The organism is Mycolicibacterium sp. SMGY-1XX (assembly GCF_059132455.1).
In genome coordinates this window covers 4,415,359-4,431,047 of record NZ_CP101139.1, presented here as the reverse complement: position 1 = coordinate 4,431,047, position 15,689 = coordinate 4,415,359, and the positions used below count along the sequence as shown (strand labels likewise).

General features: G+C 66.4%; 12 protein-coding genes. 7 read left to right on the top strand and 5 right to left on the bottom strand.

The window, feature by feature from the left end; all coding sequences use genetic code 11:
* The first annotated feature begins 7 nt into the window (after positions 1 to 7).
* The 4 genes from NL241_RS21355 (at position 8) to NL241_RS21340 (ending at position 4,714) form a co-directional block, all read left to right on the top strand.
* Positions 8 to 397, top strand: a complete 390-nt coding sequence (locus NL241_RS21355; RefSeq protein ID WP_487696819.1) for a universal stress protein — start codon at positions 8 to 10, stop codon at positions 395 to 397.
* Positions 398 to 443: 46 nt separating this feature from the next.
* Positions 444 to 1,862: a glucose-6-phosphate dehydrogenase gene (zwf, locus tag NL241_RS21350; RefSeq protein ID WP_487696820.1), complete on the top strand. Its 1,419-nt coding sequence runs from the start codon at positions 444 to 446 to the stop codon at positions 1,860 to 1,862.
* Positions 1,855 to 3,660, top strand: a complete 1,806-nt coding sequence (locus tag NL241_RS21345) for a glycoside hydrolase family 15 protein (protein ID WP_494394969.1) — start codon at positions 1,855 to 1,857, stop codon at positions 3,658 to 3,660. Before zwf ends, NL241_RS21345 begins: the two co-directional genes overlap by 8 nt.
* A gap of 79 nt (positions 3,661 to 3,739) precedes the next feature.
* Entirely contained in the window at positions 3,740 to 4,714 is a 975-nt protein-coding gene (locus tag NL241_RS21340) for a GGDEF domain-containing protein (protein ID WP_494394968.1), read from the top strand.
* A 10-nt stretch (positions 4,715 to 4,724) separates the two neighbouring features.
* Here NL241_RS21340 and NL241_RS21335 read toward each other — a convergent pair whose 3' ends face one another.
* The 4 genes from NL241_RS21335 to NL241_RS21320 form a co-directional block, all read right to left on the bottom strand.
* Complete coding sequence (locus NL241_RS21335) at positions 4,725 to 5,396, bottom strand: sensor domain-containing protein (protein WP_487696823.1); 672 nt, start codon at positions 5,394 to 5,396, stop codon at positions 4,725 to 4,727.
* A 91-nt stretch (positions 5,397 to 5,487) separates the two neighbouring features.
* Positions 5,488 to 5,796, bottom strand: a complete 309-nt coding sequence (locus NL241_RS21330; protein WP_487696824.1) for a Rieske (2Fe-2S) protein — start codon at positions 5,794 to 5,796, stop codon at positions 5,488 to 5,490.
* Positions 5,793 to 8,255 (bottom strand): nitrite reductase large subunit NirB, encoded by a 2,463-nt coding sequence (gene nirB, locus NL241_RS21325; protein WP_494394967.1) that lies wholly within the window; start codon positions 8,253 to 8,255, stop codon positions 5,793 to 5,795. The genes NL241_RS21330 and nirB overlap by 4 nt, the downstream gene beginning before the upstream one ends.
* The gene (locus NL241_RS21320; protein ID WP_487696826.1) at positions 8,256 to 8,609 is read right to left on the bottom strand and encodes a molybdopterin oxidoreductase; all 354 of its coding nucleotides are present in this window, start codon (positions 8,607 to 8,609) and stop codon (positions 8,256 to 8,258) included.
* Positions 8,610 to 8,786: 177 nt separating this feature from the next.
* On the opposite strand from NL241_RS21320, the gene NL241_RS21315 reads away from it, so the two are divergent.
* The 3 genes from NL241_RS21315 to NL241_RS21305 all read left to right on the top strand — a co-directional run bounded on the left by NL241_RS21315 (position 8,787) and on the right by NL241_RS21305 (position 15,100).
* Complete coding sequence (locus NL241_RS21315) at positions 8,787 to 10,199, top strand: MFS transporter (RefSeq protein ID WP_494394966.1); 1,413 nt, start codon at positions 8,787 to 8,789, stop codon at positions 10,197 to 10,199.
* 5 nt (positions 10,200 to 10,204) lie between these two features.
* Positions 10,205 to 14,173, top strand: coding sequence for a bifunctional nitrate reductase/sulfite reductase flavoprotein subunit alpha (locus tag NL241_RS21310; RefSeq protein ID WP_494394965.1), 3,969 nt, complete (start codon positions 10,205 to 10,207; stop codon positions 14,171 to 14,173).
* Positions 14,174 to 14,239: 66 nt separating this feature from the next.
* A complete protein-coding gene (locus NL241_RS21305; RefSeq protein WP_494394964.1) occupies positions 14,240 to 15,100 on the top strand; it encodes an LLM class flavin-dependent oxidoreductase in 861 nt (286 codons plus the stop codon).
* On the opposite strand, the gene NL241_RS21300 is transcribed toward NL241_RS21305, so the two are convergent.
* Positions 15,083 to 15,685: an HD domain-containing protein gene (locus NL241_RS21300; RefSeq protein ID WP_487696830.1), complete on the bottom strand. Its 603-nt coding sequence runs from the start codon at positions 15,683 to 15,685 to the stop codon at positions 15,083 to 15,085. The genes NL241_RS21305 and NL241_RS21300 overlap by 18 nt on opposite strands.
* Positions 15,686 to 15,689 lie beyond the last annotated feature (4 nt).

Here is a 15,689-nt window from a genome sequence, read left to right as displayed (position 1 = left end):
GCGAAGGATGATCGTCGTCGGATACACCGCCGACCAGTTCGGGCGCGTCGCACTCGAGCACGGCATCGCCGAGGCCAAACTGCGCGACAGCACACTGCTGGTGGTGAACTCCACCGCTGGCGACTCCTATGTTGATGCCGCGTTTGCCCAAACCGATGCCGTCAACCAGCTGGAGCACCTGCTGACCGACTGCGGCGTCGAGTACAAGATCGAGCAACCGGTGGGCAAGTACGCCGCCGATGCCTTGCTGGAGGCCATGGACCGGTTCGAGGCCGAGCTGCTGGTGATCGGGATCCGGCACCGCAATCCGGTGGGAAAGCTGCTGCTGGGCAGCGTCTCTCAACAGTTGATCCTGGAGTGCCGCAAACCGGTACTGGCCGTCAAACCCGCCGACTGACCCCTCGGTGGTTTGACCGGCGGGCCCGCTGGCTACATCCGGTGAGGTGGCTTCACAGCAGAACATCCCTCCGCATGTCTTCGTCCTCTTCGGCGCCACCGGCGACCTGGCCAAACGCAAGCTCTTCCCGGGGCTGTACCACCTGGCCGCGGCCGAGCGGCTGCCCGACGAGTACGTCATCATCGGCTCCGGACGGCATTCGCCGGGTTCGGACGACGAGTTCCGTGCCAAGATCCGCGACTCCCTGAACGAGTTCGTCGACGATCTCGATGACGACGTGGCCGCCGACGTGCTGGGCCGGTTGACGTTCACCGTCGCAGACGCCGACGACGGCAGCGATCTGGCCGCCGCGGTGAAGGATGCCCAGAACAAGCTGGGGCAGGACACCCACACCTTGGTGTACCTGTCGGTACCGCCGTCTGCCATGCAGCCGATGATCACGATGCTGGGCCGCGAGGAGATCGCCACCAAGGGTGCGCCGGTACGGATCGTGATCGAGAAGCCGTTCGGCACGGACCTGCGCAGTTCACGCGAACTCGACGCCACCCTCAAGAAAGTGGTCGACGAGGAGCAGGTGTACCGGATCGATCACTTCCTGGGGAAGGAGGCGGTGCAGAACATCCTGGCGTTGCGATTCGCCAACGGCCTGATCGAACCGGCATGGAACCGGAACACCGTCGAATCGGTGCAGATCGATGTGCCCGAGGATCTCACCGCGGAGGGCCGCGGCAGCTTCTACGAGTCCACCGGGTGTTTCCGCGACATGGTGACCACTCACCTGTGCCAGGTGCTGGGTTTTGTCGCCATGGAGGCGCCGGTACGGTTGGACGCCCAGCAGTTGCGTAACGAGAAGTCGAAGGTGTTCACCGTCATGCGGCCGCTGGATCCGCAGCGGGTGGTGTTCGGCCAGTACGACGGGTACCGCGAACTGGAGGATGTGGACGACGATTCGCAGGTGGAAACCCTTGTCGCGCTGGAGGCTTTCGTCGACAACGAACGCTGGCAGGGGGTCCCGTTCTACCTGCGCACCGGCAAGGCGATGGGTGACAACCGGCGCACCGTCACGTTGCGGTTCCGCACCCCGCCGTGCGGTCGCTTCGGCGAGAATGCCTATGGCGCAGATGAATTGGTGTTGGAACTGGAGGAGTCACCCAGGGCCGAGATCCACCTCAACGTCAAACGCCCGGGCCCCGACATGGCATTGACCTGCGGCACTTTCCACCTCGAGATCGCCAAGGACGATCCGGACGATTCGCCGCTGGAAGCCTATGAGCGGCTGCTGCTCGACGTGATGCGCGGTGACCAGACGTTGTTCACGCGCGCCGACGAGGTGGACCGGCTCTGGCAGGTGTGCCAGCCGGTGCTGGACAATCCGCCACCGGTGCAGCCCTACGCGGTGGGGTCGTGGGGACCCGACGAGGCTGTCTCGCTCATCGAAGGCGGGTGGCGGCTGCCGGATGCCTGACAACGACTGGCCGGTCATCGCCGATCACGGCCTGATCGGTGACCTGCGCACCGCCGCACTGGTCGGCACCGACGGCACCATCGATTGGTTCTGCGCCCCGCGGTTCGATTCGCCCAGCATCTTCGGGACACTGCTGGACCGCGAGAAGGGCGGTTGCTGGCGGCTGGCCCCGGACTGCGAGATCAGCCGCACCCAGCAGTTCTACTTTCCCAACTCAGCGGTGCTGATCACCCGGTTCCTCACTCAGGACGGCGTGGCGGAGGTGCACGATTTCATGCCTGTGCACTCCGCGCACGAGCCCGACCATCGCCAACGGCTGGTGCGCCGGGTGTCCGGAGTCCGCGGGAAGATCCATCTGCGGATGGTGCTGGACGCCCGCCCCGACTACGGCCGCTCGCGCTGTGTGCCCGAGCCGACCGACGGCGGCGTGTTGATCACCGGCGACGGTATGCGGATGGGGTTGGCCGCCACCACAGAACTGACGATCGAGGACGGAACCGTCAGCGCCGAGTTCACCCTCGGTGACGGCGACACCGCCCTGTTCGTGCTGGAGGTGCTCGACCCCGACGAGGCTCCGTCGTGTGAGGCCATCCACTTGACGGACAGCCTGCTGGACGCCACCACGGCATTCTGGCGAAAGTGGCTGTCGCAGTCCACATACAAGGGCAGATGGCGTGAGACAGTGCACCGCTCGGCCATCACGCTGAAGTTGCTCACCCATGAGCCCACCGGGGCGGTGATCGCGGCGCCCACCACGAGTCTGCCTGCTCCGGTGGGCGGTTCCCGAAACTGGGACTACCGCTTCGTCTGGATCCGCGACGCGGGGTTCTCGCTGTATGCCCTGCTGCGGCTCGGATTCACCGACGAGGCCAACGGTTTCATCCGCTGGTTGTCGGAGCGGCTCGGACGGGACACCGACGGTGGGCTGGGCCCGCTGCGGGTGCTCTACGACATCGACGGCAACCTGCCCGACACGGAGGAAACGCTGGATCACCTTTCCGGCTACCGGGATTCGTCGCCGGTGCGGGTCGGTAACGCGGCGGTGGATCAGCTGCAGCTCGACATCTACGGCGAGATCATCGATTCGGTGTACCTGTTCAACAAGTACGGTGCAGGTATCAGCCACGATGCCTGGGAAGACGTCGTGCACGTGGTGAACTGGGTCGCCGAGAACTGGGACCGTGATGACGCCGGCATGTGGGAGGTGCGTGATGCCCCGAAGGCGTACACCACCTCGAGGCTGATGTGCTGGGTGGCCCTGGAACGCACCATCCGGATGGCGCGTCAACGCGGTCTGCCCGGCGATCTGGTGGCGTGGTCGAAAGCCCGCGACGACATCTACAAACGCATCATGACCCACTCCTGGAACGCCGACCTCGAGGCGTTCACCCAGGTCGAGGGTGGTCAGGCGCTCGATGCCGGGGTGTTGCTGATGCCGATGCTGAAATTCCTGTCACCGGCCGATCCGCGGTTCCTGTCCACCTTGCGGGCCATCGAGGAGCACCTGGTCACCGATTCGCTGGTGTTCCGCTACGACCCGGAGACCGACGGCCTCGACGGGCAGGAGGGCACGTTCTCCATCTGCTCGTTTTGGTACGTGGAGGCGTTGACGCGCGCCGGCCGGCTCGACGACGCGCAGCTGGCGCTGGAGAAGATGTTCACCTACGCCAACCACGTGGGGCTGTACGCCGAACAGGTCAGCGCCACCGGTGACCAGGTGGGCAACTTCCCGCAGGCGTTCACCCATCTGGCGTTGATCAGTGCCGCACTGAACCTGGACCGCGCCCTCGGCGGCTGACCCAGACCCGCCTGCACCCGTATGCGATCATTAGCCAAAATCGGGTCGAGAAGAGTAGAGCTACAGGCAGGCCGTCGTCATGGATCACCTCGGTTCGTTCGCTGGCGCGCAAAGCCAGCGCGTACGGCTGCTGCGGATCTACTTGGGCGCGACCACCTTCCTCTACCTCTACGGCGTCGTCTTCACGATCTTCCCGGTACGCACGGATATCGCCTATGGCAATCCGATCGGCGGCATCATCGCGATCGTTCTCGGGGGGTCGGGGCTAGTCCTCCTCGCCGTGGCCCCGCACCGCCTGTTGCCGGCCACCGTGGCCGCGTGGGCGGCCACTCCGATAGTGATGGCTTTCCATGTGTCGTTGACCGCCGAGTACGTGTGTCTGATCGCCCCGATGTTCCTGGCGATGTATGTGAGGGCCTTCCATTCCCCGCCGCAGGCCTGGGTCATGATCGTCGGCCTGGCGGCCGCCTGCGCGGTGGCTGTCGGAATCTCGCCGGCGCCATACACGGGTGTCATCACCTACCTGATCATCGTGGTGGCGATCATCGGGGCGGCCGAGTCGTTCGGCATTCTCATGCGGGCCATGTTCGCGGCGGCGTGCACCGATCCGATGACCGGCCTGCTGAACCGAGCCGGGTGGGAGATCGGAACCACCGATCTGATGAGGCGCGCCCGCACGACGTCGGCGGCCGTCACTGTCGTGGCCCTGGACATCGACGGCCTCAAAAGCCTCAATGACACCTACGGACATCAGGCCGGGGATCGCCGCATCACCGAGTACGCCCAGCACTGGCGACGGGCCGCTCCGCGGCGCGCAGTGGTGGCCCGACTCGGTGGTGACGAGTTCGCGGTCGGTATGGCCGGCGAGGACCCCGCGGTGGTCGAGACGTTTCTCCGGCGGATCAAAGAACACACGCCCGAAGTCAGTGTGGGTGCGGCAACGCAGGATTCGGACGATGCCGACATCGCGGCGCTGTACGCCCGTGCCGACGCGCAGCTGTACCTGAGCCGGGGCCGGCCTCTTCGCGACCAGACGGGCGACTCCGACGACTGAACCCGAACTTTCAGTGGGCCAGCACTTTTGTGCCGATCTGGTCGGCGACCCGCACCGCGGAATCGCCCGGGGCGGCGCTGCAGGTGTTGACGTCGATGACGACGTTGTTGCGCAACGACAATGCGCGTCCGCAGGCCCAGCCGGGGGCCGCGGCTTCCTGATGCGTGGCGATCGTGGCGAGCGTGTGGTCCGTGTTGGTGATCTCGCCGACGGTCCACCGCGACCCGCTCTGGGTGTGGGTGTATTCGTGGCAGGCCGGCCACTGCTGAACCGACGCGGAGAAGAACTCCTCGGCGGGTTTACGGTAGGCGAACAAGATCACGGCCTGTTTGAGGTACATCGTGAATGCATCGCCGTTGTTGAAGCTCTGATCGCGCTCGGCGCGGAACCGGCTGTTGGCATACACCGCTGCCTCGGCGGCGCCGTCGATCGCCAGGCATTCCTGCGGCGCCATGATGGCGCTGTTGTCGGCCATCTCGGCTCTGGACTCGGTGACGATCATCGGTGCCCCCATGGTGGCCGACGCCTCTTCCGGGCTCAGCAGTAGCTCGTCGAGTTCCCGTTCGACCAGCGGGCGGGGGACCAGCGTGGGGGTGGGTTCGGAAAGTGCCGCATTGCTCGGGGTGCTGCATCCCGCGAGCAGAACGCAGACCGCCGCGATCGCAGCCCGTGATTGACGCATACGGCCATGGTGCGACAACTGGGTCCGCGCCCACGGCAGAACGGCGGCGTTTCTCGGTAACGATGAGCGGTGAATCTGATAACGGAACGGATCACCGCTGGTGGGGTATCACGATGCGGCCCTCGACCGTCTCGAGCGGGTAGCTGCGCACCGACATCGCCGCGCCGCTGACTTCGGCGCCGGAGCACAGGTCGAAGGTGTGGTTGTGCAGCGGACACACCACCACGGTGTCATCGGCCAGGCCGTCGGCCAGCGGGCCGCCGCGATGCGGGCACACCGCGTCGATGGCGCGCAGGGACCCGTCGCGCAGGCGGAACACCGCGATCTGCACCCCGTCGACGGCGAAGGTGCGGCCCTCGCCGACGGGGATCTGGTCGACCGAGCCCAGGTCCACGCTCATCGGACCGGAACCTGGGGCAGCGGCAGCAGCGGCAACGACGTACGGAACTGGCCCTCGGTGACGGGCTCGGCGCCGTCCTTCCATGGATCACGATAGGCGGCAACAGATTTCGCCATCCGGGCGTCCAAACCCTCGGCAAGGCCTTCCGCGTCGTCCACCACGACGGACCGGATGTGCTCGATACCGAGCCGCGGCACCCACGCATAGGTGCGTTCCAGCCAGTTCGCGCTCTCGCGGTAGTACTGCAGGAACCGCCCGGTCAGCGTCATCACTTCCTCAGCGGTGTCCACGGTGGCCAGCAGGTCACCTTTGCGGATGTGCGCCCCCGCCGCGCCGCCCACGTAGATCTCCCAGCGGCCGCCCTCCACGGCGACCACACCGAGGTCCTTGCACAGCGACTCCGCGCAGTTGCGGGGACAGCCGGTGACGGCCAGTTTCATCTTGGCCGGACTGGCCAGCCCTTGGTACCGCTCCTCGATCGCGATACCCAGGGCCGTCGAATCGCCGACGCCGAACCGGCAGAAGTCGCTGCCCACGCAGGTTTTCACGGTCCGGAAGCTCTTGCCGTAGGCGTAACCCGACGGCATGTCGAGATCGGCCCACACCCCGGGCAGGTCTTCTTTGCGCACCCCGAGCAAGTCGATGCGCTGGCCGCCGGTGCATTTGATCATCGGGATCTCGTACTTCTCGGCGACATCGGCGATCCGGCGTAACTGTGCCGCCGAGGTCACCCCGCCCTTCATCTGCGGCACCACCGAGAAGGTGCCGTCGCGCTGGATGTTGGCGTGCACGCGGTCGTTGATGAAACGCGCGTCGCGCTCGTCGACGAACTCGTCGGCCCACATCATCTCCAGCAGCGACGCCAGCGCCATCTTCGAACCGGCGTCGTGCTGACCGTCCGGGGCCAGGGCATTGAACACCGAGGACACCGAATGCAGCTGCAGCTCCCGGATGAGCCGCATCAGTTCGGGTTTGGCGTACGGCACACCCGGGACATACCACGACGCCGACGCGTCCTCGGTCACCGCGCCACCGGAGGCCCACTCCACGATCTGACCCACCAGCTGCTTGCACGAGCCGCAGCCCTTGCCGGCCTTGGTCTGCTTCATCACGCCGCTGACCGACGTGGTGCCGTCCTTGACACAAGCCACCAGCGCACCCTTGGACACGCCGTTGCAGTTGCACACCTGGGCGTCATCGGCCAGCTCTGCCACACCGACTTCCACATCGGGGGTGCCGATGTCGAACATCAGCGACACCCGCTCATCGGGCAGCGGCAGGCCGTTGTCGAACGCCTGGGTGAGGAACGACACCTTGCTCACATCGCCGACCAGGGTGGCGCCCACCAGCTTTCCGTCCCGGATGACTACCGTCTTGTACACCCCCCGGCGTGGTTCGGAGTACTGGACGAATTCGTCATCCACGTGCTCGGGACCCTTGACGCCCATGGACGCGACGTCGACGCCGGCCACCTTGAGCTTGGTGGCCACCCGCGAGCCGTGGTACGCGGCGCGGGGATCGGTTCCGGTGAGGTGGTCGGCCAGCACCTTGGCCTGCTCCCACAGGGGCGCGACGAGGCCGTACACCTGACCGCGGTGCTGGGCGCATTCGCCGACGACGTAGACGTCGTCGTCGTCGACGGAACGCATGTGATCGTCGGTGACGATCGCGCGTTCGACGGTCAGCCCGGCCCGTTGCGCCAGACCGACATTGGGCCGGATACCCGCCGCGATCACTAGCATGTCGCAGTCCAGCTGCTCGCCGTCGGAGAACCGTATGCCCTTCAGGGCCCCGTCGGACACCAGCACCTCGGTGGTGCGCTTCGAGGTGTGCACGCCGATGCCCAACGCCTCCACGGATTTACGCAGGATCGCCCCGGCGAGGTCGTCGAGTTGGGCGTTCATCAGTGTCGGCCCGGCGTGCACCACGTCGACGGCCATACCGCGGGTCTGCAGACCGCGTGCGGCTTCCAGCCCCAGCAGCCCACCGCCGATCACCACGGCTTTGGTGCGGTTGGCGGCCTCGGCGATCATCGCCGAGGTGTCGTCCAGCGTCCGGAACCCGAACACCCCGTCGGCCAGGGTCTTGTCGTCGGCCCACAGTCCGGCCATCGGGGGGAAGAACGACCGGCTGCCGGTGGCCAGGATCAGCTTGTCGTAACGCATCGACGTGCCGTCGTCGGCGTGTACCAGGTGCGCGAACGTATCGATACGCACCACCCGCACCCCGGCGCGCAGGTCGATGTTGTTGTCGGTGTACCAGTCCAGCGCGTTGAGGTAGATCTCGCCCGGATCATCGCTGCCGGCAAGCACATTCGACAACAGGATCCGGTTGTAGTTGCCGTAGGGCTCATCGCCGAAGACGGTGATCTGAAACCGCTCACCACCGGCACGGCCCAGCACCTCTTCGATGGCCCGGATCCCGGCCATCCCGTTGCCGACCACGACCAGCCTGGTCATCTAGAACTCCACCAACCCGAGGTCGACGATCACGGTGCCCGCGGCACCGGGCGGGGCCGAGACGTAGAGCTCGAGCACGGTGTCGGCCAGCAGATCCTCCACCACGCGCAGGGCGACGTGGGTGGCGCCTTTGGCGGCAATAGGGAAGTAGCGCATGGGTTTTCCGTCCCGGTAGAGCACCACGCTGATCATCTGCTTGCTGGAGTTGCCGCCGCGGAAGTACACCGGCTGCGTGGTGGCGCCGGCGGGCACAACGTATTTCAGTGTGTCGTCGAGGAGCGCGGGTTTGTCGTACCCGTCGCCTTTGAATTCGAATGCGCCCTGCAGGAAACGGGGGGTGCTGCCGTCTGTCATGGGCCGAAGCTAGGGGCGGATTGTTTCGGCTCGGTTTCGCTTGAGAGTCGCTGATGAATACCCGTGCGCACTCCGCAACACCCTCACGGTGAGCGTTTCCCGCATGTGAGACCCAATTGACAAACCGGTCATCCAAGGGCAATCGATGCGGAATGCCGGGTCCGTAGAAATCTCTGCATGACCCGTGGGAAAACCATCGAGCACTGGGATGCCGAAGACGTCGACGCCTGGAACTCGGGCGGCAGTAAAGTAGCGAAACGCAACCTGATCTGGTCGATCTTCGCCGAGCATGTCGGTTTCTCGGTGTGGTCCATCTGGTCGGTGATGGTGCTGTTCATGCCGCAGGACGTCTACGGCATCGACGCCGCAGGCAAGTTCTACCTGGTGGCGATGCCCACCTTGGTGGGCGCGTTCATGCGCATCCCGTACACCATCGCCCCGGCGCGCTTCGGTGGCCGCAACTGGACCATCGTCAGCGCGCTGTTGCTGCTGATCCCGCTGGCCCTGACGTTGTGGGTGATGGCCCAGCCCGGCGCGTCCTACACCACGTTCATGATCATCGCCGCGTTCGCCGGCCTGGGCGGCGGCAATTTCGCCTCGTCGATGACCAACATCAACGCCTTCTACCCGCAACGGCTCAAGGGCTGGGCCCTTGGTCTCAACGCCGGCGGCGGCAACATCGGCGTACCGGTGATCCAGCTGATCGGCCTGCTGGTGATCGCCGCGGTCAGCAACACCGCCCCGTACATCGTGTGCGCCATCTACCTGGTTCTGGTCGGCCTGGCCGCCCTCGGTGCGGCTCTGTTCATGGACAACCTGGGCAACCAGCGCTCCAACCTGGGCGCCATGGTCGAGGCGATGCGGTTCAAGCACTCCTGGGTGATGAGCTTCCTGTACATCGGCACATTCGGTTCGTTCATCGGGTTCTCGTTCGCGTTCGGCCAGGTCCTGCAGATCAACTACCTGGCCGGCGGTGACACCCCGGCCCAGGCTTCCCTGCACGCCGCGCAGATCGCCTTCCTGGGCCCGCTGCTCGGTTCCATCTCCCGGCCGTTCGGCGGCAAGCTCGCCGACAAGATCGGCGGCGGCAAGATCACGCTGTACGTGTTCACCGCGATGATCTTCGCCGCCGGGATCCTGGTCGGTGCCGGAATGCTGGACGACGGTACCGCCGGCGCGCCCACCGGCGGCCAGATGGTCGCCTACGTCGCCGGTTTCATCCTGCTGTTCATCCTGTCCGGCCTGGGCAACGGGTCCACCTACAAGATGATCCCGTCGATCTTCGAGGCCAAGGCCCAGGGGCATGACGAGTGGAGCCGCGAAGAAAAGGCGGCCTGGTCGCGCAGCATGTCGGGTGCGTTGATCGGTTTCGCCGGCGCCGTCGGCGCCCTCGGCGGAGTGGGGATCAACATCGTGCTGCGGATGTCCTACGTCGGTGACGCCAAGTCGGCCACCAATGCGTTCTGGGTGTTCCTCGGCTTCTACGTGGTGTGCGCCATCGTCACCTGGTTCGTGTTCCTGCGGATGCGCTCCGCGGCGCCCACCGGCGAGGTCATCGGTCGCGCTCCGGCACCGGTGGGGGCGAACTGAACACGGTGACGTCGACGAGCACACGCACCGCGTGTTCGTATTGCGGGGTCGGGTGCGGGATCTCGGTGGAGACCCGCCCCGACCCCGATACGGGTGCGCCCGTCATCGCCCGGGTCAGCGGCGACAAACTGCATCCCACCAACTTCGGACGGCTGTGCACCAAGGGTGCGACGCACGCGGAGATGATGGCGGCCACCGATGGCCGCCTCACCACCGGGCTGGTGCGGCCCACCCGTGACGAGGAAGCGGTACCCACCCCGGTCGACGACGCGGTGGCCGAGGCGGCGCGCCGGCTCAAGGGCATCGTCGACGAACACGGACCCGATGCCGTCGCGCTGTACGTCTCGGGTCAGATGTCCATCGAGGCACAGTATCTAGCGACCAAACTCGCCAAGGGCTACCTGCGCACCATCCACATCGAATCGAACTCGCGGCTCTGCATGGCCAGCGCCGGAACGGGTTTCAAGCAGTCCCTGGGATCAGACGGTCCGCCGGGGTCCTACACCGACTTCGACACCACCAACCTGTTCTTCGTCATCGGTTCCAACATGGCCGATTGTCATCCGATTCTGTTCCTGCGCATGGCGGACCGGCTCAAAGCCGGCGCCAAACTGATCGTCGTCGATCCGCGCCGTACCACCACCGCCGAACGTGCCGATCTGTTCCTGCAGATCAAGCCGGGCACCGACCTGGCGCTGTTGAACGGGATCCTGCACCTGCTGGTCGAATCCGGCGCCATCGACCAGGATTTCATCACCCGGCACACCCAGGGCTGGGACGATATGCCGGAGTTCCTGGCCGGTTACACCCCGGCCCGGGTGGCGGAGATCACCGGCCTGTCCGAGACCGACGTCGTGACCGCGGCCCAGATGATCGCCGAGGCCCGGGACTGGGTGTCGTGCTGGACCATGGGACTCAACCAGAGCACCCACGGCACCTGGAACACCAATGCCATCTGCAATCTGCACCTGGCCACCGGTGCCATCTGCCGGCCCGGCGCCGGGCCGATGTCGCTGACCGGCCAGCCCAACGCCATGGGTGGGCGCGAGATGGGTTACATGGGGCCGGGTCTGCCGGGGCAGCGCGCCGTGGTCAACGCCGATGACCGCGAGTTCGTCGAGCAGCAGTGGGGTCTGGATGCGGGCACCATCCGCACCGACGTGGGGCCGGGCACCATCGCGATGTTCGAGCAGATGGCTGCCGGCCGGATCAAGGCCTGCTGGGTCATCTGTACCAATCCCGTTGCCACCGTGGCCAACCGGTCGACCGTGATCGCCGGGTTGCAGGCCGCCGAGCTGGTGATCACCCAGGACGCCTACCGGGACACCGCCACCAACCGCTACGCCGACGTGGTGCTGCCCGCCACGCTGTGGTCGGAATCCGATGCCGTGATGGTGAACTCCGACCGCACCCTCACGCTGTTGCAGCAGGCATCCGAACCTCTGGGTGCGGCCCGGCCGGACTGGCAGTTGATCTGCGAGGTCGCCACCCACCTCGGCTTCGGCGACGCCTTCGCCTACAAGACCAGCGAGGAGGTGTTCGACGAGATCCGCCGGTTCTGGAACCCCAAGACCGGCTACGACATCCGCGGCGCCAGCTATGCCCGACTCCGTGACCAACCGCTGCAGTGGCCGATACCGTCCGAGAGCGCCGACGGCCGCAACCCGACCCGCTACCGCAACGACGGGGTGAGCCAACACCTGCACGTCAACGACGACGGCACCGTCCCGGCCTTGGCGTTCGCCACGCCGTCGCGGCGTGCGGTGTTCCACCCCAGACCTCATCTGGACGCCAAAGAGCTTCCCGACGATGACTATCCGTTTGTACTCAACACCGGTCGGTTGCAACATCAGTGGCACACCATGACCAAGACCGGGACGGTCGCCAAGCTCAACAAGCTCAACAGCGGCCCGTTCGTGGAGATCAATCCCCTTGATGCTGCGGCTGCCACCGTCCGCACCGGCCAGCAGGTGGAGCTCACCTCGCGCCGCGGCCGGGTGGTGCTACCGGCGCAGGTGACCGACCGGGTGCGGCCCGGCAACGTCTGGGTGCCGTTCCACTGGAACGACGAGCATGGCGAACACCTGACCATCAACGCCTTGACCAACGATGCCGTCGATCCCGACTCGCTGCAGCCGGAGTTCAAGGTGTGCGCGGTGAGCCTGCGCCCCGTCGCACCGGCACCACACCCGCTTGCCGCCGTGCTCGATCTGTCCGATCAGCGGCCACCGCAGCCCACCGATGACGAAAAGATCTACCTCGCAGCGTTTCTCGGCGCCATCGACAGCGGTGACGCGGGTGTCCCCGTGTTGCCGGCCACCGCCCCCGTGCGCACCGAGGTGCGATTGTGGGTGGACGGCATGCTGGCCGGGGCACACTCCAGAACCGCGCGCACCGAAACACACACCAGCACGGGGCCGTTGGTCATGTGGGCGTCGCAGACCGGCAACGCCGAGGAGTTCGCCGCGCAGGTGGCCGACCAACTCGGCGCGCAGTTGGTGAACATGAACGACTGCTCGCTGGACGATCTCGCCGCGGGCCGCGAGGTCATCATCGTCACCTCGACATTCGGGGACGGCGGACCCCCGGACAACGGGGCCGAGTTCTGGGACCGGCTGGACTCACCCGATGCGCCCAGCCTCGACGGGGTGCGCTACGCCGTGCTCGGCATCGGTGATCGCTCCTACGACAACTTCTGCGGTCACGCCAAGTCGTTGGACGCCCGGCTGGCCGACCTGGGTGCGGCCAAGATCCTGGACCGCGCCGACGTCGAGGCCTACGACGACGAGCCCATGACGCAGTGGGCCGACCGGGTGACCGCCCTTGTCGCGGACACGCCGGTCACCCGGAAACGCCGGGCCACCGAACCGTTCACCCGCGGCCAACCGGTCCCGGCTCCGCTGGTCCGCAATGTCAGACTGACGCCCGCAGGCTCGGCAAAAGACGTGCGGCAGTTCGGGTTCGACATCTCCGAGCATGTCGCCGAACACGGAATCAGTTATGCCGCAGGTGATTCCCTGGGTGTGGTACCCCGCAACAGCGATTTTGCGGTCGACACGTGGTTGGCGGCCACCGGCCTCGACGGTGGCGAAGAGATCAGGGTCGACGGGGCGCAGACGTCGTTACGCGACGCACTCACCGCAAGCTACGACATCTGCCGTGTCACACCCGGTCTGCTGAAATTCGTCGGTGAGCACTGCGGCGACAAGAGACTCCACAAACGCCGCGATGAACTCGACGCGTGGCTGGTCGACCGCAACGGTCTGGACGTGGTGCGCGAATTCGCTGTCCGAGCAGCTGCGGAGCAGTGGCAGGAGGCGCTGGTGCGGCTCACGCCGCGGCAGTACTCCATCTCGTCGTCACCGCTGGTCAGCCCGCACGAGGTGCAGCTCACCGTGTCCGTCGTGCGGTACCAGGACGGTCTGCGCGGGGGAGTGGCGTCGACGTTTCTGGCCGACCTGCCCGACGGGACGCCGGTGCCGGTTTTCCTGCAGCAGTCGCCGCACTTCCGGCCGCCCACCGAGTCGCACACGCCGATGATCATGGTGGGCCCCGGCACCGGTATCGCCCCGTTCCGCGGATTCCTGCAGGAGCGCCGCGCGCTGGGACACACCGGCGGCAACTGGCTGTTCTTCGGTGATCAACACCGCGACCAGAACTTCTACTACCGCGCTGACCTCGAGGACATGGTGGCCGATGGTCTGCTCAGCCACCTCGAACTGGCGTTCTCGCGGGACCAGGACAAGCGGGTCTACGTGCAGCACAAGATGCTCGACCACGGGGCGCAGGTCTGGCGGTGGCTGGAAGACGGTGCGCATTTCTACGTCTGCGGCGACGCCACGCGCATGGCCAAGGACGTCGACGACACCCTGACCAAGATCATCAAGACCCACGGCAGGATGTCCGACGATGCTGCGCACGCGTACAAGCGGGGGTTGGTGGCAGACAAACGCTACGTGCGCGACGTGTACTGAGAATGCACTTTCCGTAGTTGAGAATGCTGTTACCATTCGGGCTCACCGGTGAATCGGGAGTGCACGATGGCGCAGTGGTTCCTGTATGTCCCACAGACCCGGCTCGGTATCGCCGACCTCGTGACCCGGGCGCAGACGGCGGAGGCTGCCGGATTCGACGGAATCGCATTCCTCGATCACCTGGAGACGCCCATGGCTCCGGCGAGTCCGTTGTGGGAAGCGATGACGGTGGCGACCTGGGTGGCGGCCCACACCGCGACGCTGCGCATCGGTCATCTGGTGCTGTGCGACGCGTTCCGGCATCCCGCGGTCCTGGCCAAACAGGCGACCACCCTGGCGGCGGCCTCAGGTGGCCGGTTCGAACTCGGGCTCGGCTCGGGTTCCATGCCCGGGGAACTGGTGAAGTTCGGCATCTCCGCGGCCACCGCGCGGCAGCGTGTTGATGCACTGGGGCAGACGCTGGAATCACTGCACCACTTCTGGTCCGCAGACCACGAGCTGGCACAGCAGCCGGCTCCCGACACCCCGATCCCGATCGTCCTGGGCGGGGTGGGGCCGCGGATGCTGAACCTGGCGCGGCAGTTCGCCGACTGGTGGAACCTACCGGCCAACGAGCTGGCGCGACTGCCCGAACTGCTGCCCGCGATCGGTGCGGCGCGGGTCTCGGTGCAACAGATGGTCGGATTCGTGCGCGCGGGCGACGACGCCGCCGCGGTGACGGAGAAAGCCCGCCGGCGCTGGAGTGTGCTGGGCTCAGGTCTGGTGTGCGGCGACGCGGACACGCTCACACGCCATTTCGCGCAGCTGGAAAGTCAAGGCGTGCAGCGGTTTTACGTATGGTTTGCCGACTCGGCCCCGCCGGAGTCGATCGCCGAGTTCGGGCAGACCGTGATTCGCGAGGCCGTTGGCCTACCCGGACTGGTCTGATCCTCGGTAACCCGACCGGATCAACGCGTTGGTGGGACGCAGAAAACCCGGCTGCTGACGACGGCGGATCGCGCGCAGACACCCGAGCGGGATGACGCGCTTGAAGAAGACAGAGGCGTCGAACGTGCCGCGCACCTCGGCGACATAGGACCTCGGAAGCCCGAACCTGACGAGGCCTTGACTGACGTCGATGAGGTCCGCCCGGCGAACGGCTTCCACCAGCGGCGCGTACGGCCGGTCCGGACCGTAGGTGGCGAACCGATGATGTTCGGCCACCATGAGCGCCAACTCCTCGGACCAGCCCTGGCGCCCCGTCGCCGTCAACCACGCGTCCTGCGCCTCGATGGACGGCACCAGGTAATCGAGCGTGTCGAACGCCGCCAGATCGTGAAACGCTGCGGCGATGGCCAGCTTGTCGTCGCGATCGGCGGTCTCGGGTGTCAGCGCGCGGGCGAAGTTGAGCACCCGGTACGCGTGCGCCCGGTAGGCGGCCCACCCGGCGTCGTCACCGCGCGCCCGGTCGTGATGAGCGTCGAGGATCTCGTCGATCAACGCGGAGCTGCGGACGATCCCGGGCACAGGCACGCCC

Bases quoted from the DNA above. Each gene is read 5' to 3' on its own strand.
- NL241_RS21335 (WP_487696823.1), bottom strand. From the start codon at position 5,396: ATGCGTCAATCACGGGCTGCGATCGCGGCGGTCTGCGTTCTGCTCGCG.
- NL241_RS21355 (WP_487696819.1), top strand. From the start codon at position 8: ATGATCGTCGTCGGATACACCGCCGACCAGTTCGGGCGCGTCGCACTC.
- NL241_RS21345 (WP_494394969.1), top strand. From the start codon at position 1,855: ATGCCTGACAACGACTGGCCGGTCATCGCCGATCACGGCCTGATCGGT.
- NL241_RS21320 (WP_487696826.1), bottom strand. From the start codon at position 8,609: ATGACAGACGGCAGCACCCCCCGTTTCCTGCAGGGCGCATTCGAATTC.
- NL241_RS21315 (WP_494394966.1), top strand. From the start codon at position 8,787: ATGACCCGTGGGAAAACCATCGAGCACTGGGATGCCGAAGACGTCGAC.
- NL241_RS21305 (WP_494394964.1), top strand. From the start codon at position 14,240: ATGGCGCAGTGGTTCCTGTATGTCCCACAGACCCGGCTCGGTATCGCC.
- NL241_RS21330 (WP_487696824.1), bottom strand. From the start codon at position 5,796: ATGAGCGTGGACCTGGGCTCGGTCGACCAGATCCCCGTCGGCGAGGGC.
- nirB (WP_494394967.1), bottom strand. From the start codon at position 8,255: ATGACCAGGCTGGTCGTGGTCGGCAACGGGATGGCCGGGATCCGGGCC.
- NL241_RS21340 (WP_494394968.1), top strand. From the start codon at position 3,740: ATGGATCACCTCGGTTCGTTCGCTGGCGCGCAAAGCCAGCGCGTACGG.